The 20,215-nt window shown below is 71.9% G+C and carries 21 protein-coding genes and 1 pseudogene; 14 read left to right on the top strand and 8 right to left on the bottom strand.

Going from position 1 to position 20,215, the window contains the following annotated elements; translation table 11 throughout:
• The first annotated feature begins 45 nt into the window (after window positions 1-45).
• From IE195_RS16760 to IE195_RS16735, 6 genes are all read left to right on the top strand, one after another.
• Complete coding sequence (locus IE195_RS16760) at window positions 46-1,227, top strand: glycosyltransferase family 4 protein (protein WP_191272459.1); 1,182 nt, start codon at window positions 46-48, stop codon at window positions 1,225-1,227.
• Between the two features lie 17 nt (window positions 1,228-1,244).
• Window positions 1,245-1,748, top strand: a complete 504-nt coding sequence (locus tag IE195_RS16755; protein WP_191272457.1) for a hypothetical protein — start codon at window positions 1,245-1,247, stop codon at window positions 1,746-1,748.
• 260 nt (window positions 1,749-2,008) lie between these two features.
• Window positions 2,009-2,920, top strand: coding sequence for a pyridoxal 5'-phosphate synthase lyase subunit PdxS (gene pdxS, locus IE195_RS16750; RefSeq protein WP_191272455.1), 912 nt, complete (start codon window positions 2,009-2,011; stop codon window positions 2,918-2,920).
• Between the two features lie 105 nt (window positions 2,921-3,025).
• On the top strand, window positions 3,026-3,634 hold the full coding sequence (gene pdxT / locus IE195_RS16745; protein WP_191272453.1) for a pyridoxal 5'-phosphate synthase glutaminase subunit PdxT: 609 nt from the start codon (window positions 3,026-3,028) through the stop codon (window positions 3,632-3,634).
• Window positions 3,631-4,377 (top strand): YebC/PmpR family DNA-binding transcriptional regulator, encoded by a 747-nt coding sequence (locus IE195_RS16740; protein ID WP_191272451.1) that lies wholly within the window; start codon window positions 3,631-3,633, stop codon window positions 4,375-4,377. The genes pdxT and IE195_RS16740 overlap by 4 nt, the downstream gene beginning before the upstream one ends.
• A gap of 189 nt (window positions 4,378-4,566) precedes the next feature.
• The gene (locus tag IE195_RS16735; RefSeq protein ID WP_191272448.1) at window positions 4,567-5,046 is read left to right on the top strand and encodes a DUF4282 domain-containing protein; all 480 of its coding nucleotides are present in this window, start codon (window positions 4,567-4,569) and stop codon (window positions 5,044-5,046) included.
• Window positions 5,047-5,132: 86 nt separating this feature from the next.
• Here IE195_RS16735 and IE195_RS16730 read toward each other — a convergent pair whose 3' ends face one another.
• The 5 genes and pseudogenes from IE195_RS16730 to IE195_RS16710 form a co-directional block, all read right to left on the bottom strand.
• Complete coding sequence (locus tag IE195_RS16730; protein WP_191272446.1) at window positions 5,133-5,558, bottom strand: PPOX class F420-dependent oxidoreductase; 426 nt, start codon at window positions 5,556-5,558, stop codon at window positions 5,133-5,135.
• 46 nt (window positions 5,559-5,604) lie between these two features.
• Entirely contained in the window at window positions 5,605-6,948 is a 1,344-nt protein-coding gene (locus IE195_RS16725; RefSeq protein ID WP_229826258.1) for an adenylosuccinate synthetase, read from the bottom strand.
• A gap of 92 nt (window positions 6,949-7,040) precedes the next feature.
• Window positions 7,041-8,030, bottom strand: a pseudogene (locus IE195_RS16720) (hypothetical protein).
• Between the two features lie 47 nt (window positions 8,031-8,077).
• Window positions 8,078-9,214 carry a molecular chaperone DnaJ gene (locus IE195_RS16715; protein ID WP_191272442.1) on the bottom strand — a complete coding sequence of 379 codons (1,137 nt, stop codon included), beginning with the start codon at window positions 9,212-9,214 and terminating at the stop codon, window positions 8,078-8,080.
• 73 nt (window positions 9,215-9,287) lie between these two features.
• Entirely contained in the window at window positions 9,288-10,109 is an 822-nt protein-coding gene (locus tag IE195_RS16710) for an NUDIX hydrolase (RefSeq protein WP_191272719.1), read from the bottom strand.
• Window positions 10,110-10,296: 187 nt separating this feature from the next.
• Here IE195_RS16710 and ruvC point away from each other — a divergent pair, with 187 nt between their 5' ends.
• The 6 genes from ruvC to IE195_RS16680 all read left to right on the top strand — a co-directional run bounded on the left by ruvC (window position 10,297) and on the right by IE195_RS16680 (window position 16,903).
• Complete coding sequence (gene ruvC, locus IE195_RS16705) at window positions 10,297-10,845, top strand: crossover junction endodeoxyribonuclease RuvC (RefSeq protein WP_191272440.1); 549 nt, start codon at window positions 10,297-10,299, stop codon at window positions 10,843-10,845.
• Between the two features lie 88 nt (window positions 10,846-10,933).
• Window positions 10,934-11,551 (top strand): Holliday junction branch migration protein RuvA, encoded by a 618-nt coding sequence (gene ruvA, locus IE195_RS16700; RefSeq protein WP_191272438.1) that lies wholly within the window; start codon window positions 10,934-10,936, stop codon window positions 11,549-11,551.
• A 30-nt stretch (window positions 11,552-11,581) separates the two neighbouring features.
• Complete coding sequence (ruvB, locus tag IE195_RS16695; RefSeq protein WP_191272436.1) at window positions 11,582-12,703, top strand: Holliday junction branch migration DNA helicase RuvB; 1,122 nt, start codon at window positions 11,582-11,584, stop codon at window positions 12,701-12,703.
• Between the two features lie 325 nt (window positions 12,704-13,028).
• Entirely contained in the window at window positions 13,029-13,394 is a 366-nt protein-coding gene (yajC, locus tag IE195_RS16690) for a preprotein translocase subunit YajC (RefSeq protein WP_229826252.1), read from the top strand.
• A gap of 125 nt (window positions 13,395-13,519) precedes the next feature.
• Entirely contained in the window at window positions 13,520-14,080 is a 561-nt protein-coding gene (locus IE195_RS16685; protein WP_191272434.1) for an adenine phosphoribosyltransferase, read from the top strand.
• A gap of 639 nt (window positions 14,081-14,719) precedes the next feature.
• On the top strand, window positions 14,720-16,903 hold the full coding sequence (locus IE195_RS16680) for a RelA/SpoT family protein (protein ID WP_191272714.1): 2,184 nt from the start codon (window positions 14,720-14,722) through the stop codon (window positions 16,901-16,903).
• A 65-nt stretch (window positions 16,904-16,968) separates the two neighbouring features.
• Here IE195_RS16680 and IE195_RS16675 read toward each other — a convergent pair whose 3' ends face one another.
• Entirely contained in the window at window positions 16,969-17,445 is a 477-nt protein-coding gene (locus IE195_RS16675) for an RrF2 family transcriptional regulator (protein WP_191272432.1), read from the bottom strand.
• Between the two features lie 68 nt (window positions 17,446-17,513).
• On the opposite strand from IE195_RS16675, the gene IE195_RS16670 reads away from it, so the two are divergent.
• Window positions 17,514-18,263: an SDR family oxidoreductase gene (locus IE195_RS16670; RefSeq protein WP_191272430.1), complete on the top strand. Its 750-nt coding sequence runs from the start codon at window positions 17,514-17,516 to the stop codon at window positions 18,261-18,263.
• Between the two features lie 35 nt (window positions 18,264-18,298).
• On the opposite strand, the gene IE195_RS16665 is transcribed toward IE195_RS16670, so the two are convergent.
• A complete protein-coding gene (locus tag IE195_RS16665; RefSeq protein ID WP_191272428.1) occupies window positions 18,299-18,514 on the bottom strand; it encodes a hypothetical protein in 216 nt (71 codons plus the stop codon).
• Between the two features lie 151 nt (window positions 18,515-18,665).
• On the opposite strand from IE195_RS16665, the gene IE195_RS16660 reads away from it, so the two are divergent.
• The gene (locus IE195_RS16660) at window positions 18,666-19,589 is read left to right on the top strand and encodes a GNAT family N-acetyltransferase (RefSeq protein WP_191272425.1); all 924 of its coding nucleotides are present in this window, start codon (window positions 18,666-18,668) and stop codon (window positions 19,587-19,589) included.
• A gap of 117 nt (window positions 19,590-19,706) precedes the next feature.
• Here IE195_RS16660 and IE195_RS16655 read toward each other — a convergent pair whose 3' ends face one another.
• Window positions 19,707-20,174 (bottom strand): nitroreductase/quinone reductase family protein, encoded by a 468-nt coding sequence (locus IE195_RS16655; protein WP_191272423.1) that lies wholly within the window; start codon window positions 20,172-20,174, stop codon window positions 19,707-19,709.
• Window positions 20,175-20,215: the final 41 nt, after the last annotated feature.

Below are 20,215 nucleotides of genomic sequence, written 5' to 3'. Positions count from 1 at the left end.
AGAACCGCGCCGGAGGCGTCCGTTGAGGGTGGCGGCGGGCGACGGGTGGGCATTGTGTGCCCCTACGCCTGGGACGTACCGGGCGGAGTCCAACAGCACGTCGGGGACCTCGCCGAGACGCTGATCCGGATGGGGCACGAGGTCTCGGTGCTGGCCCCGGTCGGCGACCCCGGACACCTGCTTCCCGACTACCTCGTTCCGGCGGGCCGTCCCGTCCCGGTGCCCTACAACGGTTCCGTGGCCAGGCTCAGCTTCGGCCCGCGCACGGCGGCCCGGGTCCGCAGATGGATCGCCGAGGGTGGCTTCGACGTCCTGCACATCCACGAACCCGCCGCTCCCAGCGTGTCCCTGCTGGCGTGCTGGGCGGCGGACGGCCCCCTCGTCGCGACCTTCCACACCTCGAACCCGCGCTCACGCGCCATGTCCGCGACCTCCACCGCCCTGCGGTCGGTCCTGGAGAAGATCAACGCGCGCGTGGCGGTCTCCGAGTCGGCCCGGCGCACCCTGGTCGAACACGTGGGCGGTGACGCCGTACTCATCCCCAACGGCGTGTCCGTCCGACGATTCGAGCGGGCCGAGCCGTTGCCGGGATGGCCGGGCCAGGGGGGTTCGATCGGCTTCCTGGGGCGTCTGGACGAACCCCGCAAGGGGTTGGCCACCCTGCTGGCGGCCTTCACCCGGCTGGCCCCGCACCGGCCCGGGCTGCGTCTGCTCGTCGCCGGGCCGGGCGAACCCGACCTGTCCGGTGTCCCCGAGAGCCTGCGCGAGCGCGTGGTCCTCCTCGGCCGGATCGACGATGCGGACAAGGCCCGCGCCTACCACTCCGCGGACGTCTTCTGCGCACCCAACCTGGGCGGGGAGAGCTTCGGTATCGTGCTGACCGAGGCGATGGCCGCCGGAGCAGCCATCGTCGCCAGCGATATCCCCGCCTTCGCGGCGGTCCTCGCGGGCGGCGGGGCCGGGGACCTCTTCCGCGTCGGCGACCCCGACCACCTCGCGGAGCGCGCCGGAGCCCTGCTCGACGCCCCCGGACGCCGAGCCGAGCTGTCCGAGGCGGCCCGCAAGGCGGTGCGCGCCTACGACTGGGAGACCGTCGCCGCCGACATCGCCCACGTCTACGAGACCGTCCTGATGGGGGACGGCCGGGACGGGGAGCGCCCCGGAGGCGTGCGGGTGGACAGCGGAAGCCGGGCTGCCGCCCTGCTGCGACGGGGTGAACGGCCCTGATCGAGGACGTCCGCTTCGTGGCCCTGGTCGCCGCGATCCTGCTGGTGCTGGTTCTGCTGGGTTTCTACCTGTCCTGGCGGGCCACCAGGCTCGACCGCCTCCACCACCGGGTGGAGACCGCGCGTGCCGCTCTCGACGCGGCCCTCCTGCGCAGGGCCGCGGCCGTCCTGGGCCTGGCGGCGGCCGACGGCCTCGACCCCGCCGTGGCCCGGTCCCTGGCGGCCGCGGCCAACAGCGCGCGCCGCGCGGGGGAGGGGGACCGGGAGCTCGCGGAGAGCGAACTGTCCCGCACCCTGCGCGGTGCCCTGGATGGTGCGGAACCGCCCGACACCCTGGTCCCGCACCTGGACGAGGTGGCGGTCGCCGCACGCGGTGTACACCTGGCCCGCGTCTTCCACAACGACGCCGTCGCCGACACCCGCCGGGCCCGCCGCTCCCGCCTGATCCGCCTTCTGCGCCTGGCCGGAACCGCCGGGCTGCCGGAGTACTTCGAGATGGACGACCGGCCGCCCCGGCGCTGACGGCGGCCCTCCGACGCCAGCCTGGCGCAGGGCGAACAGCCCAAACTCCGATCTGGCCAAACGTTCCCAAAAGGGTGGAACTAGGATAGGAGGCTGGTCGACCAGGGTGCGCGGCGCCGCCGGTGTCCGCGAACCCACGTGCGACGCCACCGAGCCCGCTGCCCGGAACACGAACCAGGCCGTGTTCACGCGGGAGGCAGTACCTCTCCGGAGAACGGGGCCTGGCCCCACACCAGCAGAAGAAACGGGAGCCCACCACCGTGGCCACCAACGCATCGAACACCTCCGACAACGCCGTCGGTACCCAGCGCGTCAAGCGAGGCATGGCCGAGCAGCTCAAGAACGGCGTCATCATGGACGTCGTCACGCCGGAGCAGGCCAAGATCGCCGAGGACGCCGGTGCCGTCGCGGTCATGGCCCTGGAGCGCGTGCCCGCCGACATCCGCAAGGACGGCGGCGTCGCCCGCATGTCCGACCCGGACATGATCGACGGCATCGTCGAGGCCGTCTCCATCCCGGTCATGGCCAAGGTCCGCATCGGCCACTTCGTCGAGGCCCAGGTCCTGGAGTCCCTCGGCGTGGACTTCATCGACGAGTCCGAGGTCCTCACCCCGGCCGACGAGGCCTACCACATCGACAAGTGGGCGTTCACCGTTCCCTTCGTCTGCGGTGCCACCAACCTCGGTGAGGCCCTGCGCCGGATCGCCGAGGGCGCTGCGATGATCCGCTCCAAGGGCGAGGCCGGCACCGGCAACGTCGTCGAGGCCACCCGCCACATGCGCTCCATCAACGGTGAGATCAAGCGCCTGGGCACCCTGGACGAGCCCGAGCTGTTCGGTGCCGCCAAGGAGCTGCGCGCCCCCTACGAGATCGTCAAGGAGGTCGCGGGCCTGGGCAAGCTGCCCGTGCCGCTGTTCTCCGCCGGTGGTGTGGCCACCCCCGCCGACGCCGCGCTGATGCGCCAGCTGGGCGCCCAGAGCGTGTTCGTCGGCTCGGGCATCTTCAAGTCCGGTGACCCGGCCAGGCGCGCCGACGCCATCGTGCAGGCCACCCTGCACTACGAGGACCCCGCCGTGATCGCCCGCGTCTCGCGCGGCCTGGGCGAGGCCATGGTCGGCATCAACCTGGACGAGCTGTCCGAATCCGAGCGCTACGCCGGCCGCGGCTGGTAGCAGCCAGGCAGCCGGCGGTTCGCGACGGGCGGCGGGTCATCAGGTACCCGCCGCCCGCCCGGACCGCCCACCCAGCAGCCAGTCCCACAACGAGTGAGGCCGTACTTGACCGCCAGACCCACCATCGGCGTCCTCGCCCTCCAGGGGGACGTCGCCGAACACACGCACGTCCTGGAGGGCTTGGGCGCGCACACCGTGAAGGTCCTCTCCGTCGACCAGCTCGACGCCGTCGACGGCCTGGTCGTCCCCGGCGGGGAGTCCACCACCATGTCCAAGCTGGCCGTCCGGTACGGCCTGCTGGACCCGCTGCGCAAACATGTCGCGGCAGGTATGCCCGTCTACGGGACGTGCGCGGGAATGATCATGCTGGCCGACCGCGTTCTGGGTGGCACGGCCGACCAGCAGACCGTCGGCGGCATCGACATGACGGTGCGCCGCAACGCCTTCGGGCGCCAGACCGAGTCCTTCGAGGCCGGGGTGCGGATCGACGGTATCGGTACGGACCCGTTCGACGCGGTGTTCATCCGCGCCCCCTGGGTGGAGTCGGTCGGCCCCGGGGTCACGGTCCTCGGGAGCGTCCCCGGCCCTGACGAGGCCGGTAGGATCGTCGCGGTACGACAGGGCGGCCTGATGGCGACGTCCTTCCATCCCGAACTCACCGACGACGCGCGCGTTCACCGCCTCTTCGTCGACATCGTGAAAGGACTCGAATGAGCGGCCACTCCAAGTGGGCCACCACCAAGCACAAGAAAGCCGTCATCGATGCCAAGCGCAGCAAGCTCTTCGCCAAGCTGATCAAGAACGTCGAGGTGGCCGCGCGTACCGGTGGTGGGGACCCCGAAGGGAACCCGACGCTCTTCGACGCCATCCAGAAGGCGAAGAAGAACTCGGTGCCCGCCGACAACATCGAGCGCGCCCGCAAGCGCGGCTCCGGTGAGGAGGCCGGCGGAGCCGAGTGGCAGACCATCATGTACGAGGGCTACGCCCCCGGCGGTGTGGCGCTGCTCGTGGAGTGCCTCACCGACAACCGCAACCGCGCCGCCTCCGAGGTGCGTGTCGCGGTCACCCGCAACGGCGGCAACATGGCCGACGCCGGTTCGGTGTCGTACCTGTTCAACCGCAAGGGCGTCGTGATCGTGCCCAAGGAGGGCACCACCGAGGACGACGTGACCCTCGCGGTCCTGGAGGCCGGCGCCGAAGACGTCGAGGACCTCGGCGAGGTCTTCGAGATCGTCTGCGAGGCCACCGACCTCGTCGAGGTCCGCACCGCCCTCCAGGCGGCCGGGATCGAGTACGACTCCGCGGACTCCAGCTTCCTGCCGACCATGGAGGTCCCGGTCGACGCCGAGGCCGCCAAGAAGGTCATGCGGGTGGTGGACGTGCTGGAGGACTCCGACGACGTCCAGAACGTCTACACCAACGCCGACATCCCCGACGAGGTCATGGCCGAGCTGTAGGGCTCGGTACCCGAACGGGAGCACACGTCGACGCCTGTGGCCGCACCCCGACAGGGGCGCGGCCACAGGCGTGCGTGCCGTTCGGACGGCCGGACGGGTGGATGAGTACAGTACGTGGTGGCTGCCGCCTGTTCCCGGACGGCAGCGCGGACACGTCCGACGAAACCCGGCGATGAGGAAAGTACGGCCATGAGCAACCCCCCGGAATACCCCCAGGACCCCTCGCAGCAGCCCTACGGACAGCAGCCGCAGCAGCCCTACCAGCAGCCCCAGTCCGGCGGCTACCCCGGGGCGGCCTCCGGCGGGCAGTACTACCAGCAGCCCGGGGTCCCGCCCCAGCAGCCCCAGGGCGGCTACGCCCAGCCCGCGTCCACCGGGTTCTTCGGCGCGCTCTTCGACTTCTCCTTCCGCGAGTTCGTCACCACCCGGATCATCAAGATCCTCTTCATCCTGTGGCTGGTCCTGATCGGGTTCTGGTTCATCGGCGGGTTGGTCGCCGCCATCGCGATGATGAGCGAGGCCTTCTTCGCCGGGTTCCTCGCGCTGCTCGGCGTTCTGGTCGGCACCGCGATCTCCGTGCTGCTGAGCCGGGTGGTCCTCGAACTGCTCATCGTGGTCTTCCGTATCAGCGAGGACCTCACCGCCATCCGCCAGCGGGGCGGCATGTAGGACTCCGGGGCGGCGCCGCACCGCCGCCCCGCCACCGGGCGGACCCGTCCGCCGGGGCGGGGCCCGGGCCGGCCGTGTCCGGTTCGTCAGTCGGTCATGTTCATGGCGGCGACCACCCTGGTCGGGCGGAGCCGCACCACGAGCTCGCCCGGGACGCCGTTGCGGCGGCCGAACTCCTCGGCCTGCTCCGGGCCCATGTACCGCCGGGCGATCGCGGTCGCGGTGCGCAGCAGTTCGGCGGGGTCCTCGGAGACCTCGGCCACGCCCTGGACCTGCACGAACCCGAACGGCGGCTCTTCCAGGTCCACCACCAGCGCCAGTCGGGGATCGCGGGCCAGGGCCCGGCCCTTGGCGCTGTCCCCGCCGGTGTTGAACACCAGCCCGTCGTCGTCGATGGTGAACCAGACCGGCGCCACCAGAGGGCGGCCGTCCGCCGCGGTGTAGGCGACCTTGCCCGTGCGTGTGCCGTGGAGCAGGAAGTCGCGGACCTCGGGGTCGGAGAGTGAGCTCATCGCCCCAAACTAGATCGCCCTCCACCGCTGTTCGAGCCCGACACGCTCAGACCGGTGCACCCCGGAGCAGCGCCCCCGCACCGGAGGGGCGGTGTGCCGGGATCTGGGCGTCGGCCCTGGTCGGGCCGGTGAAGACCGCCTCCAGGGGCAGGTCCAGAGCTTCGGCGACGCTCGTGGGGGCCTCACCCGGGACCGGACGCAGTACCGGGTGGGCGGAAGCCAACAGTCCGGCGATCCGTGCCTGGCGGGCCAGGTCGGGGGAGTCCCCCGGGGCGATCCGCAGCGGGGTCCCGTCGGAGAGCTCGTAACCCACGCACCACCGCAGCCCCCGGCCGAGCCGGGCGGGGGCGTCGGCGTGCGTGACCACCAGCGAGTCCACCCCGCCGGTGGCCTCCAGCGCGTACCTGGCCGCGACCAGGTCGAGGTGGCCCACCCGGAACCCGCCCTGCCAGGGGTGGGCGCGGTTGTGCCGGTCGGCCAGCCGTGCGGTGAGGAACGGGTCCTCGGTGACCAGCGGCCCGGCGCCGTGCCGGGTGGTGAAGGTGCGCGTCACCCCGATCCGGCGCGCGTCGCCCGCCGGCCCGGCCTCCGCCAACAGAGCGAGCGGGTTGACGGTGGTCGTCGTGGACCAGGTGGTGTACGGGTGGAAACCGTGCCACTCGTCGAGCAGGACGCCCTGGGCGCCCTCGAACACCACCGGGCCCCGGGCCAGCAGCCGGGGCAGGTACCGCTCGTCCACCAGCCGGACCCGCCCCGCGAAGGCCCGGTAGGCGGCCAGGCACCCCTCCAGCTCGGGGAGGGGGTCACGCTCCGCCGCGTCGGCGCTCCCCGCTCCCTCGGCTCTCCGGGGGGCCTCCTCGGCCAGTACCGACGCCAGCCGGTCGGCCAACAGGCCCAGCTTGCGGCGGAGCAGGTGCGGGCGGGCGCAGTCACCGACGGTGGGCGCGTCCTCCGGGTGTTCCAGGGCGTAGGCCATCGTCTCGCCCACCCCCATTCCGCACGAACCGTGCCGCTCCCGGCCGCGGGCCCGTTCCCGGGCCCGGTTGGCCGCCGCGTGCCACGGCGTGCTGATCAGCGCCCGCCGGTCCACGGTGACCAGGGAGAACGGGTCGGCCACCCCCAGGGCGGCCAGGTGCTGGGCCTCGGCCGCCAGAGCGAGGGGGTCCACCACCATGAAGCGGGACAGGTGCGTGGGCACCGGGCGCCCCGGGGCGAGCGTGCCCGCCCCGAACTGGGCGAACGTGTGGTGCCGGCCGTCCGGTGTGACCACGTTGTGCGCTGCCTGGGCGCCGCCGTTGGCCCGTACCACCGCGCCGAACCCGCCCTGTGCGCACAGCAGGTCCACGGTCACGCCCTTGCCCGCGTCACCGAACCCGAGGTCGACCACGATCGCGTGTTCCCGGGCGCCCCCGGCGGCAGCGGCCGCCCCAGCGGCCCCGGGCGTTCCGGTACGTTCCGGTGCCCGCGCACCCGTCCGTCCGCTCACAGCCGCTCCACCCCCGGGCCGTCACCGGCCAGCCCCTCCACCTCCGAGGACACCGCGACCGTCCCGCGCTCGCGCACCAGCGGCCGGAGCGCCCTGCCGACCACGTCGGCCTGGTCCGAACCGGTGTCGGCCAGGTCCCGCAGCCCCTCCTCCAGGTCGACGGCCTCCTCGCCCAGGCCCACCGTGACCGCGATCGTCTCGCAGACCGCGTCCAGGTCGTCCAGCAGGACGAGGTTCTGGCCCATGTGCCGCTCCCAGAAGTCCCGGACACGGTCGTCGCGGAAGTGGTAGCTGCCGGTCGGCATGATGAAGTACACCTCGAACTTGCGCCGCAGCTCGTCCAGGACCGCCGGGAACGCGATGTTCTCGTCCAGGTCGTCGCCGATCACGTCGCGGACCTCGCGCGCCTTCACCGCGCCGTAGGCCGTCTCGTCGCCCACCACGAACAGGTAGCCGCGCCGTCCCCGCTTCTCCAGGCAGTCCAGGGCGGTGTGCCGGGCCATGAAGTACATCGCCAGTTCGTAGGACTCGGTCATCTGACCGCCGCCCCCGCCCTCCAGCAGGATGTTGCCCAGGTCGTCCTCCAGTTCGTTGCCGGACTCGAACTGGCCGACCTGGAGCGGCACCCGGTCGCAGGTGGCGTCGCCGATCGCGCCGAACAGGATCTGCGGGTCCTCCACGTACCCCTTGCGCAGGAGCAGCCCGAACAGGTCGGGGAGCTTGGACTGGAGGGTGCGCGGCGCCCGCCCCATGGAGCCGGTGACGTCGAAGAGCACCGACACCGCGAGCGAGTTCGGGTGGGCGTCGGAGTCGCGGCTCTCCCGTACGGCCACGCCGTGCGGGTCGAGCGAGTGGTGGGCCTTCCACTCCTTGCGCGGGGACTTGGCGGCGACGTCGTCGTGCTAGCCGAAGCTGCTGATTCCGGCGGAGTTCTGGTAGGCCTGCCGGGCGCGGTAGGCGTCGGTGGACCAACTGCTGCTTCCCATGGTGTCTCCGTGAGTCGTCGGGTGCCCCGTGAGGGGGCGGTCGGGCATCAGGCCGGTCGGGTCCGGTCAGGAAGGCGGAAGGGGCGGAAGCGGCGCGGCCCGAAGCACCGCTCCAGCACCTCGTCCAGTTCGCCGAGCAGCGCGAACGCGTCGCCGGGCCGCCGCTCGGGCGCAGGCAGCGAACAGCCGCGCGCGAAGGCCCGCAACTGTCGCGGGAGTCGTCCGCCGGTCACGAACTCCACGCACCTGGTGGCCATGTACACGTCGGTGGCGGGCACGGCGGGGCGGCGGGCGGTGACCTCGGGCGGATACGTCTCCACGCGGTGCTGCACCATCGCCGGGATGTGCGGTGCGGTACGGGGTTCGGCGAAGGTCACCGAGTAACACCAGTCCACGAGGACCAGCCCGTGCGCCTGCGGATGGATCAGGACGTGTTCGGGGACGACCGCTCCGTGCACGACCCCGGCCCGGTGCGCGTTGCCCAGGGCCACCAGCAGCCGGCGCCACATCCAGGCGGCGTCGCGGGGGTCGATCCCCTCCGGCTGGGCCCGCCGCACCTCGGCCAGGCTGTGGAAGCCGGTCAGCCGGCCCAGCACGTTGCCGCGCCGCTCCACTCCGGTGGCCGCGTCGCGGTGCCGGACCGACTCCACCAGCCCGGGGACGAAGGCGCGGTAGCGTTCGGCCCCGCGTTCCCGGACACGGCGCAGTGCGGTGGCCTCGGCCAGGATCAGGTCGTTGTCGCGCGGAGCGCGGGGCAGTTTGAGTACCCCGTCCCGCCAGGCCCCGCCCGTTCCCGGCCCCCGGGCCCCCTCCCGCCACCGCACCGCGTGCAGGTCCGCGACGTCCCCGCTGGCCAGGGCGCCGTCCCGGCTCACGTGGTAGGTCCGCTCCCGGGTCGTGAACGTGATGTCGTCGAGCCCCGGACCGCCCTCGGCGGCCTGCCGGTAGTGCCGCCACGCCTCGGTGAGTCGTGCGAATCCGGCTTCGGCCTCGGCAGCGCGGTCGGCGGGCGCGGTGTCGGGGTGGAGCAGTCGGGCCAGACGCCGGTACTCGGCGGTGGCGACCGGGGGCACCGTGACGCCGTCGGCGGGCAGGGGGCCGAACAGCGCGGCCGGGTCCGCGGCGAGGCCGAGGGCGTGCAGGGCGGCGTCGAAACCGCCTGGGACGTGCTGCTCGTTACTCATCCGCTCTCCACTGGGGTCGGGGCGCGCTGCTCACCGGGTGACTGCTCATCGTGTGCCTGCCGCCGGGTGCGGGCTACTGGGTGCCGCGCAGCAGCGGCGGGTGGAGCAGGGCCGCGCCGCCCGCCCGGTACAGCCGGGCGCGTCGGCCTCCCCCCGAACCTCCGCGGTCGGCCAGTTCTCCGGTGTCCTCGACGAACCCCGGGGTGGCGAGGATCTTGCGGTGGAAGTTGGCGGCGTGCAGGGTGCGCCCCCACACCGCCTCGTACACCCCGCGCAGCTCGGTGATGGTGAACGCGGGTGGGAGGAAGGCGGTGGCCAGGGCGGTGTACTCCAGTTTGGAGCGGGCGCGTTCGACGGCGTCGCCGAGGACGCGCGTGTGGTCGAAGGCGAGTTCGTGCCCGGTGTCGGCCCCCTCGCCGTAGCCCAGGGCGGTCCAGGGCACCCACGCGGCCTCCGCGGTGTCGCGGCCGGTGCGCGGGTCGGGCAGGTCGGGTGCCAGCACCATGTACGCCACCGAGATCACCCGCATGCGGGGGTCCCGGTCGATCGCGCCGTAGGTGCCGAGCTGCTCCAGGTGTATCTCGGCGGGCAGGGGGGTCTTCTCCGTGAGCACGCGCAGGGCGGCGTCGGGGAGGTCGGGGTCGGCCGGTCCGGCAGCGCTGTCCCGGGCCCGGACGAACCCGCCTGGTAGGGCCCACCGGCCGCGCTGGGGGTGCCGGGCGCGGCGGCCGAGCAGGACGTGGGGGAGTCCGTCGCGGATGGTCAGCGCGACCACGTCCACGGTGACCGCGGCGGGTGCGAACGCGTTCGGGTCGTAGCCGGCCAGGAACCTGTGTTCGTCGGTCGCGTCGTACCCTCCCGCGGCCGGTCGGCCGTCCCCCCGTCGCCCGTCGATCCCTTCGGACACCGCTTCCCCCAGTTGTTCTCATGGTGAGTTTTTCTCTTCCTGAGTTGAACTTAGCACCGGTGTATCCTCCCGTCCACCCCCTCCGGCCAACACGCCTCGCCGGGCGACGGGGCGCGTCGCCACCCACCGCTAGCATGGTGCGAACGAACGTTCGAGAAGAGAGTCGGGTGGCGACGTGCGCGTGCTGGGAATCGATCCGGGGCTGACCCGCTGCGGTGTCGGCGCCGTCGAGGGGGCCATCGGCCGTCCCCTGCGCCTCCTGGCCGCCGACGCCATCCGCACCAGCTCCGACACCGAGCTTCCGCAGCGCCTGGTCGCCGTCGAACGCGGAATCGAGGAGTGGCTGGACGAGTACGACCCCGACGCCGTCGCCGTCGAGCGGGTCTTCGCCCAGCACAACCTCAGCACCGTGATGGGCACCGCCCAGGCCAGCGGTATCGCCCTGGTGTGCGCCGCCCGCCGCGGGCTGCCCGTCGCCACCCACACCCCCAGCGAGGCCAAGGCCGCCATCACCGGCAACGGCCGCGCCGACAAGAAGCAGGTCGGCAGCATGGTGGCGCGTATCCTCGGACTCGACGGGCCGCCGAAACCGGCCGACGCCGCGGACGCTGTGGCCCTGGCCATCTGTCACATCTGGCGGGGCGGGGCCCAGGCCCGGGTCGCCCAGGCCCAACAGGACTTCGCCCGCAAGGTGGAACTGGCCCGCCGAGCGCGCGGCCGCTGATCCCGCCGGACCGGACAGCACGGGAAGAAACAGCCAGCAGTACCGCCCCCAGGAAGGAGACGGGCACCCCTCCCGGTGCCCATACGACATGATCGCGTTCCTCACCGGCCGGGTGGCCGCACGCGGCGCGGGCAGCGCCGTGATCGACGTCGGCGGGGTCGGCATGACCGTCCAGTGCACCCCCTCCGCCCTGTCCCGCCTGCACGTGGGGGAGGAGGGCACCGTGGCCACCAGCCTCGTCGTCCGCGAGGAGTCCCTCACCCTCTTCGGGTTCGCCGACGACGACGAGAAGAACCTCTTCGAGCAGGTCCAGACCGCCTCCGGCATCGGCCCGCGCATCGCCCTGGCGATGCTCGCCGTGCACAGCCCCGACAGTCTGCGCCAGGCCGTGGCCACCGAGGACACCGCGGCCCTGACCAGGGTGCCCGGCATCGGCAAGAAGGGCGCCCAGCGCATCGTCCTGGAACTGCGCGGCAAGCTCGACGCCCCAGCCCTGAACGAGGGCACCCTGCCGCCCGCCGACGCCCCGGACAGCGCCCAGCCCAACGGGGCCTGGCGCGGGCAGGTCGTCTCCGGCCTGGTCAACCTCGGCTGGTCCGCCAAGGACGCGGAGGCCGCCGCGTCCTCCGTCGCAGCCGAGGCCGAGGACACCAGCGACGTCACCGTCCTGCTGCGCAGCGCCCTGCGCAGGCTCAGCCGCGCCTAGACCGCCCAGGACACAGGAAAGGGGTGCCCCGTGTACGAGCGCGACGCCGTCTCACCCGAGGCCGACGTTGAGGAACACCAGATCGAGGGGGCGCTGCGCCCCAAGGCCCTGAGCGAGTTCGTCGGCCAGCACCGGGTGCGCGAACAGCTCTCCCTGGTCCTGCACAGCGCCCAGCGGCGCAACCGCGCCCCGGACCACATCCTCATGTCCGGCGGGCCCGGCCTGGGCAAGACCACCCTGGCCATGATCATCGCCGCCGAACTCGGTGCGCCCCTGCGGATCACCTCCGGGCCCGCGATCGAACGCTCCGGCGACCTGGCCGCCGTGCTCTCCACCCTCCAGGAGGGGGAGGTCCTCTTCCTCGACGAGATCCACCGGATGGCCCGCCCGGCCGAGGAGATGCTCTACGTCGCGATGGAGGACTTCCGGGTCGACGTCATCGTCGGCAAGGGGCCCGGGGCCACCGCGATCCCGCTCGACATCGCCCCGTTCACCCTGGTCGGCGCGACCACCAGGGCCGGCATGCTCCCGGCGCCGCTGCGCGACCGCTTCGGTTTCACCGCGCACATGGACTTCTACGAGCCCGCCGAGCTGGAGCAGATCCTGCACCGTTCCGCCGGGCTCCTCGGGGCGCCGCTGGAGGCGGCGGCCGCCGGCGAGATCGCGGGCCGTTCCCGGGGCACACCCCGTATCGCCAACCGGCTCCTGCGCCGCGTGCGCGACTACGCCGAGGTCCGCGGGGACGGCCGCCTGACGCTGGCCAACGCCCGGGCCGCCCTGGAGCTGTACGAGGTGGACCCCCTGGGTCTGGACCGCCTGGACCGGGCCATCCTGGACGTGCTCCTGAACCGTTTCCGCGGCGGACCGGTCGGCCTGTCCACGCTGGCGGTGTCCGTGGGGGAGGAGGCCGAGACCGTGGAGGTCGTCGCCGAACCCTTCCTGGTCCGCTCCGGCTTCCTCGCCCGCACACCGCGCGGCCGGGTCGCCACGCCGATGGCCTGGACCCACATGGGCCTCACCCCGCCGCCCGACGCCGCCTTCGGGGCCGCCATGGGCGCCTCCGGCAGGAACCCGGGCTCCTCCGCGGGTAACAACGGCGGCCGTGGAAACGGTCGGCAGGCCGACGGGGAGCAGGGCGAGAACAGCCCCTGAACGGGGCGCGGAGCCTTCACAGAGGGCTCCGGCCCGGGCACAATGAAGCGCGTGCGCGTGAACCGGGGCCGAACCGTTAGCCCCCTGATCTCTGCCGGTGGGGTAGTGGTGACCAGCGCCACGTAAACTGTGACGAACACAGCCAAAGCGGGGCAACAGCCTCGTATGGTGTCGTCCGACGCCGGCGGAACGAGTTCGTGCCCCCGCGCGTTGTACCCACCGGGTACGCTTCCGGCCGCCTGGCCGGAGCTGCCTGAGAAGGTGGTCGTCGCGGTGTCCGAGCCGACAGACGTCGGCCACAGGAAACGTCAGGAAGGACGCCCCCGTGCAGGGCACTTACATTCTCGCCGACGCTGCCCAGGGAGAGGGCAGCCTCATCGGCATGATGCTCCCGTTCGTGCTGATCCTCCTGGTCTTCTGGCTCCTGTTCTGGCGCCCGAACCAGAAGCGCCGCCAGCAGGAGACGCAGATGCAGAGCTCCCTGCAGCCCGGGGTCGAGGTCATGACCAAGGCGGGTATCTTCGCCACGGTGGTCGAGATCCACGAGCAGGACGTACTGCTGGAGATCTCCCCCGGCACCCGTATCCGGATGCTCAAGGCCGGCGTCGGGGAGGTCATCACCCCCGCCGCCGACGACACCCCGGTCGAGGACCGTCCCGACTTCGGCGACGACGACAAGCCCAAGGGCTGACCCCGGCCGCCCCCCGGCGCACCACAGACTTCGGTACCGGCCCCCACCCGGGGCCGGTACCGCTGTTCTCGGCCCCGGCCGAACAGCACAGCCGATCGAACCACCAGAAGAAGGCCCCGCCAGCCATGCCCAACGACACCGCGGTCCCGGACGTCCCGGACACCGCCGAGCTCGCCCTCATCGAGGCGAGCATCCGCGACATCCCGGACTTCCCGCAGCCGGGAATCCTGTTCAAGGACATCACGCCGCTGCTCAACGAGCCGGAGGCCCTCGCGGCCACGGTGCGCGGGCTCGCCGCGCCCTTCCGGGGAGCCGGGATCGACCACGTCGTCGGGTTGGAGGCTCGGGGGTTCATCTTCGGAGCACCCGTCGCCATGGCGCTGGGCGCGGGTTTCGTCCCGGCACGCAAAGCCGGGAAACTGCCCTCGGACATCATCGACCAGGCCTATGATCTGGAGTACGGCACCGCGACCGTCGAGATCCACGCCGACGCGATCACCCCGGGCAGCCGTGTGCTCGTCGTCGACGACGTCCTCGCGACCGGCGGCACCGGCAGGGCCGCGGTGGAACTGGTCCGCAAGGCGGGTGGTACGGTCGTGGGATTCTCCGTCCTGATGGAGCTCTCCGCGCTTCAGGGGCGCGGGAAGATGCCCGACGTGGAGCTGCACACCCTCCTTTCGGTCTGAGGCCGAACTCGCCGCGCCTGTCGCACCCCGCGGGGAATACCGCGACAGGCCGTCCTTGTTGACGTACTCCAGCACTCGGTGTGACGTACCTGGTGACCTGTGTCACTGCGTGTACCTCCGAGTCGGTACCAGGGGACACGAGGGGGCCGGATCGCTCCCCGCGCAGGTGGGGGCGGTCCCACTAGACTGGTGGGAGAGGTGACCGCGGCGGCCGCGTCGACGACTGGCCCTGATGACACGCACGTGCACCGGAGGCGAGCCGGACGGTCACGTCGGCTCCACCGGGCGGATCCGCGGGAGGTAGGCATGCCAAGCGAAGTGGTCTCGACCGGGGCGGTGTCCGAGCAGGGGCCGGGCAGCGAGGCCCCCGGGGTTCCGACGGCCGCCGCCTCCCGTGCCGACGGGCCGGGAACCACCGGTGTTCCGGGTACCGGCACGCCTGGAGGGCGCGCGGACGGCCGCGGTGTACCGGCCGGAAAAAGACCACAGCAGGACCGCCCGGAGGGCGCCGCGGACGAAGCGGCGCCCTCCGACGTCTCGGGGCCGGGGGCCCCGGGAGGCCAGGCGGCCTTCACCACACCCTCCACCGTGCGAGTACGCAGAAGGCTCGCCCGACTCGGGGCCCAGCGGGGAGTGACGATGAACCCGGTGCTCGAACCACTGATCAAGACCGTGCGCGCCACCCACCCGAAGGTGGACGTACGGCTGATCGAACGCGCCTACGAGGTCGCGGCCCACCACCACCGTCACCAGAAGCGCAAGAGCGGCGACCCCTACATCACCCACCCGCTCGCCGTCGCCACCATCCTCGCCGAACTGGGCATGCAGGAGGCCACCCTGGCCGCCGCGCTCCTGCACGACACCGTCGAGGACACCGAGTACTCACTCGACGAGCTCCGCGCGGACTTCGGCGACGAGATCGCCGAACTGGTCGACGGCGTCACCAAGCTGGACAAGGTCAAGTACGGCGAGGCCACCCAGGCCGAGACGGTCCGCAAGATGGTCGTGGCGATGGCCCGCGACATCCGCGTCCTGGTCATCAAACTGTGCGACCGCCTGCACAACATGCGGACCCTGCGCTACCTCCCGGCCAAGGCCAAACGGGAGAAGAAGGCCCGCGAGACCCTGGAGATCTTCGCCCCCCTCGCCCACCGCCTGGGTATGAACACCATCAAGTGGGAGCTTGAGGACCTGGCCTTCGCCACCCTCTATCCCAAGCGCTTCGACGAGATCGCCCGCCTGGTCTCCGAGCGCGCCCCCCGCCGCGACGTGTACCTCCAGGAGGTCATCGAGGCGGTCTCCGGCGACCTGCGCGAGTCCAAGCTCAAGGCGACCGTGCGCGGGCGGCCCAAGCACTACTACTCGATCTACCAGAAGATGATCGCCCGCAACGTGGGCTTCGACGACATCTACGACCTCATCGCGGTGCGGGTCCTGGTGGACAGCGTCCGGGACTGCTACGCGGCACTGGGGACGATCCACGCGCGGTGGAACCCGGTGCCCGGCCGGTTCAAGGACTACATCGCGATGCCGAAGTTCAACATGTACCAGTCGTTGCACACGACGGTCATCGGCCCCTCCGGTAACCCGGTCGAGCTGCAGATCCGCACCCGTGCGATGCACCGCCGCGCCGAGTACGGCATCGCCGCGCACTGGAAGTACAAGGAGGACCGCAACACCTCCGCCGGTGAGGCCAAGTCCAAGGGCACCGCCGACATGCAGTGGCTGCGCCAGCTCATCGACTGGCAGCAGGAGACCAAGGATCCGGGCGAGTTCCTGGAGTCGCTGCGCTTCGACCTGTCCGTGCAGGAGGTGTTCGTCTTCACCCCCGGCGGTGACGTCATCTCCCTGCCGCAGGGCGCCACCGCCGTCGACTTCGCCTACGCCGTGCACACCGAGGTCGGCCACCGCACCGTCGGAGCCCGCATCAACGGCCGCCTCGTGCCGTTGGAGAACGAACTCCACAACGGCGAGACCGTCGAGATCCTCACCTCGAAGGACCCCGACGCCGGCCCCAGCCGCGACTGGCTCAACTTCGTCAAGAGCGCACGGGCCCGTAACAAGATCCGGCACTGGTTCACCAAGGAACGCCGCGAGGCCGCGATCGAGCGGGGCAAGGACGAGATCGCCAAGTTCATGCGCAAGCAGGAACTACCGGTCAAGCGCCTGTTCAGCGGCGAGACCATCATCGCCCTCTCCAGGGACCTGCGCTATCCCGATGTCGACTCCCTCTACGCGGCCGTGGGCGAGCGCCAGGTCAGCGCGCAGAGCGTGGTCAGCAAGCTCGTGGACTCCATGGGCGGCCTGGAGAGCCACACCGAGGACATCGCCGAGTCCGCGCTGCCCTCCAAGGTCGCCACCACCAGGCAGCGCTCCGGGAACCCGGGGGTCGTCGTGGCCGGCGGCGACGCCGACGTCTGGGCCCGCCTGTCCAAGTGCTGTACGCCCGTGCCCGGTGACGACATCGTCGGTTTCGTGACCCGGGGCAACGGGGTGTCGGTGCACCGCCAGGACTGTGTGAACGCCGCCAGCCTGGACCGCGAACGCATGGTCGACGTCGAGTGGCGGCCCACCGAGGACTCGATGTTCCTCGTCGCCCTGCACGTGGAGGCCCTGGACCGCTCCCGGTTGCTCTCGGACATCACCCGGGTGCTCTCCGACCAGCACGTCAACATCCTCTCCGCGACGGTGCAGACCAGTCGGGACCGGGTGGCGCAGAGCCGGTTCACCTTCGAGATGGCCGACCCCACCCACCTGGGCAGCGTCCTGCGGTCGGTTCGCGGCGTGGACGGCGTCTACGACGTGTTCCGCGTCCGCAACTGAGGAGGCCGACCGGGTCCCGGTCGCGGTCGTGCAGCAGCCGCGCCCGGCCGCTGACGGCGGAGGCGTCAGCCCTCGGCCCCGGTGAGCAGCCGTCGGGTGCGGTCGGGGACACCCGGCGCGAGGGTGCCGACGACGTCCGCCAGGGTGACCGCGGCCAGGCTGGACCGCCACGCCTGGTGGGCCCGGCGCATCGTCACGGCCAGGACGCACGGTTCCCGGCAGTCCTCCTCGGGCAGGGCCCCGCGTCCCTGCTGCCGGATCTCGCGGCACCGGTACGGGTCGGCGGCGCCGTCGACCGCCTCGATGACGTCGAGCACCGTGATCCGGGAGGCCGGACGGGCGAGCCGGAAGCCGCCCCGCGGCCCCGTGGTCCCGGCCAGCACACCACCGCGGACCAGGTGCGCGAGTTGCTTGGCCAGGTAGGGGGCGGGGACCCCGAAGTGCTCGGCGAGGCGGCGCGTACCGACGGTGTCCTCCGGGGCGAGCTGGGCCAGGGAGGCGGCGCAGTGCAGCGCCCACTCGGAACTCTCGGGAAGTTTCACCTGTCCAGTCTATCCGATTAGCGCTATTGTGGATCCCTGATATCCATAATTGATCGGAAGGTCGGCGTATGCGTGTTGCGGTGGTCGGAGCCACGGGCCGGATCGGGGCCCTGACACTGGCGGCTCTGCGCGGGGGCGGTCACGACGCCGTCGCGATCAGTCGCGGCCACGGCGTGGACGTACTCACCGGGCAGGGGCTGGACGAGGCCCTGACCGGGGTCGACGCGGTGATCGACGTCCTGAACTGCACGTCGGGGGAGGAAGCCGGGAACGTCCGTTTCTTCACGACCGCCACCGAGCGCCTGATGGCCGCGGGACAGCGGGCCGGGGTGGGTCATCACGTCGTGCTGTCGATCGCCGCCGTGGACAGGGTCAAGGGGAACCCCCACTACGCGGGCAAGCGTGCGCAGGAGGCCGCGGTCGAGGCGGGGCCGGTTCCCCACACGATCGTCCCGGCCACCCAGTTCCACGACTTCGCGGCCATGGTCGCCTCCTGGACCGAGACCGACGGTGTCGCCAGGATCGCTCCGCTGCTGGTGCGGCCCATCGCCCCCGAGGACGTCGCGGACATCCTGGTGCGCGTCGCCGCAGGCGAGCCCCTGGGGCGGCACCGGGACGTGACCGGGCCCGGCCCCCAGGACCTGGTCGACATGGCCCGACGCACCCACGCGGTCCGCGGTCACCGGGTCGAACTCGTGCCGACCTGGGAGAACGGGATCTTCGATGCCGCCATGGCCGGCAACGTGCTCCTGCCCGCCGCGGACGCCGAGGTGGCCCCGACCTCGTTCGAGGACTGGCTCGCCGCCCAGGCGGAATGAGCCTCCCGGGCCCGGTCACCGCTCCGGGCCGGTTCTCAGCTCTGCCGGTCGGCCCCCTTCTCGGGTTTCTTCTGCGCCTTGGCCTCCTTGCCCAGCAGGAAGGCCATGGCTGCGAAGACGATTACGCAGGCGATCAGCATCGGAGTCCGCAGGGCCGGGACCGGGTCGACGGCTGAAATGATCGCGACCAGGGCACAGAACAGCCCGGTGACGGCCATGTAGCTGTTGACTCTGCTGTTCTTCTCGGACATGGGGGGCGCACGCTTTCTGTGTGGAGGGCGTTACGCAAGGAAGTTACCACCGTGTCCCGTCGGGGCAGCGTGTGCCGGAAAACCAGTGGTACGCCCGGATCGGTGGCGGTTAGTGTGCGTCTGCCGGGATCCCGAGAGAAGGCAGGTCTCCGTGCTCGAACTCCACCCCCTCCGGGTCAGGGACAGTCGTCCCCTGGAACTGCTCGCCCAACGGCTCTGGCCGCTGAGCCCGCACCCCGGCGGGCTCGGCTGGCAGCTGGCCACCGGGCAGCTCTCATCCGACAACACGCTCCTGGCCCACCGCGGCGGTGAACCCGTGGCCTGGGCCGCGGCCGAGGAGCCCAACGTCCTCTTCCCCCGGAGCCAGATCACCCTCCAGGGCGCCTCCGCCGACCCCGGGGCCGGGTCCGCGCTCCTGGACCGGGCGATGGCCCGGGTCGGTGGCGCCGCCGTGGACCTGCTGGTCCTCGACGGCGACGACGAACTCCGCTCGCTCGCGGAGAGGACCGGTTTCGCCGTGGCGGAGGAGAACGTCTTCGGTGAGTGGATGTGCCGGGCCGCCACCGAGGAGGACGTCGTCCTGCCGGAGGGCTACCGGCTCCGCCCGGTGCGCGAGGGTGAGCATGAGGCCCGGGTGGAGTGCCACCGGACCGCCTGGAAACCCGCCGACCTGCCCTGGCCGGAGCGTGTGGGCCAGGTCGATCCGGACCTGACCAGCCGCTTCAGCCGGGAGCGCTACGACAGCACCCGCGCCGGGCTGCTGTACGACCGTGAACTCGACCTCGTGGTCGAGGCCCCGGACGGCTCACTGGCGGCCTGCTGCGTCGTGTGGTGGGATCCGAGGAACCGCTGTTCCGAGATCGAACCCCTCGGCGTGGTCCCCGAACACCGGCGCAAGGGCCTGGCCAGCGCCATGGCGCTGGAGGCCTGCACCCTGACCGCCCGGCGCGGCGGGGACCGGGTGTTCATCAACACCTCACCCGACGAGGCCTACCCGACCCCGGCCAGGACCTACGCCACGGTCGGCTACGAAACCGTCGAACGCGGCACCGTGTACACCCGGCCGGCCCGCTGACACGGAGGAACGGGACGGGCGGCCCCGGGTCGCCGTCCGGACACACGACAGGGCCCCGGCCCGCGGCGGATTCAAGCGCCCCCCGCGGGGTGAGCCGGGGCCCGTCGTGTATCCGGTTCAGAGGCGGATCGTCGTGGACCGCATGATCTGGAACACCGGGTGCCGGTCGGCCTCGGCCTCGAACGCCTCGTCCGGTGCCTCCGGCGGGGCGTCGAAGTACGGCCCGACCACCGCGGCCCTGGGGTGGTTCAGGTACTCCCTGAGCAGCGGTGCCGCCTCGGCGGAACCCAGTTCGCGCACGCTCACCAGCTCGATCCAGCCGCCCTGGCGCAGCGTCGCGAAACCGTCCTTGCGCAGGTTGCGCACCCAGTCGGCCTCCCCGTAGGGGGAGACCAGGTACCGGCCGCTCTCACTGTCCAGGACACTGAGCGGGATGGTGCGCAGGAAACCGGACTTGCGCCCGCGCGTCGTGAGCAGGTGCAGCTCCGGCGGGCAGGCCCCGTACTTGACGAAGCCGCTGACGAACGCGTTGGCGGTCCGCCGCAGCTTCGTCATCTCGAACCGCTTCGTCGGTTCGTTCACCATCTTCGGCAACTCCCTCACTCGGATGCTCCCATTGTGATGGT

The sequence above is a fragment of the Nocardiopsis terrae genome, from assembly GCF_014651695.1.
Lineage (GTDB): Bacteria > Actinomycetota > Actinomycetes > Streptosporangiales > Streptosporangiaceae > Nocardiopsis > Nocardiopsis terrae.
The sequence above is the reverse complement of the archived record's forward strand: the minus strand, read 5'-3'. Positions and strand labels throughout refer to the sequence as shown.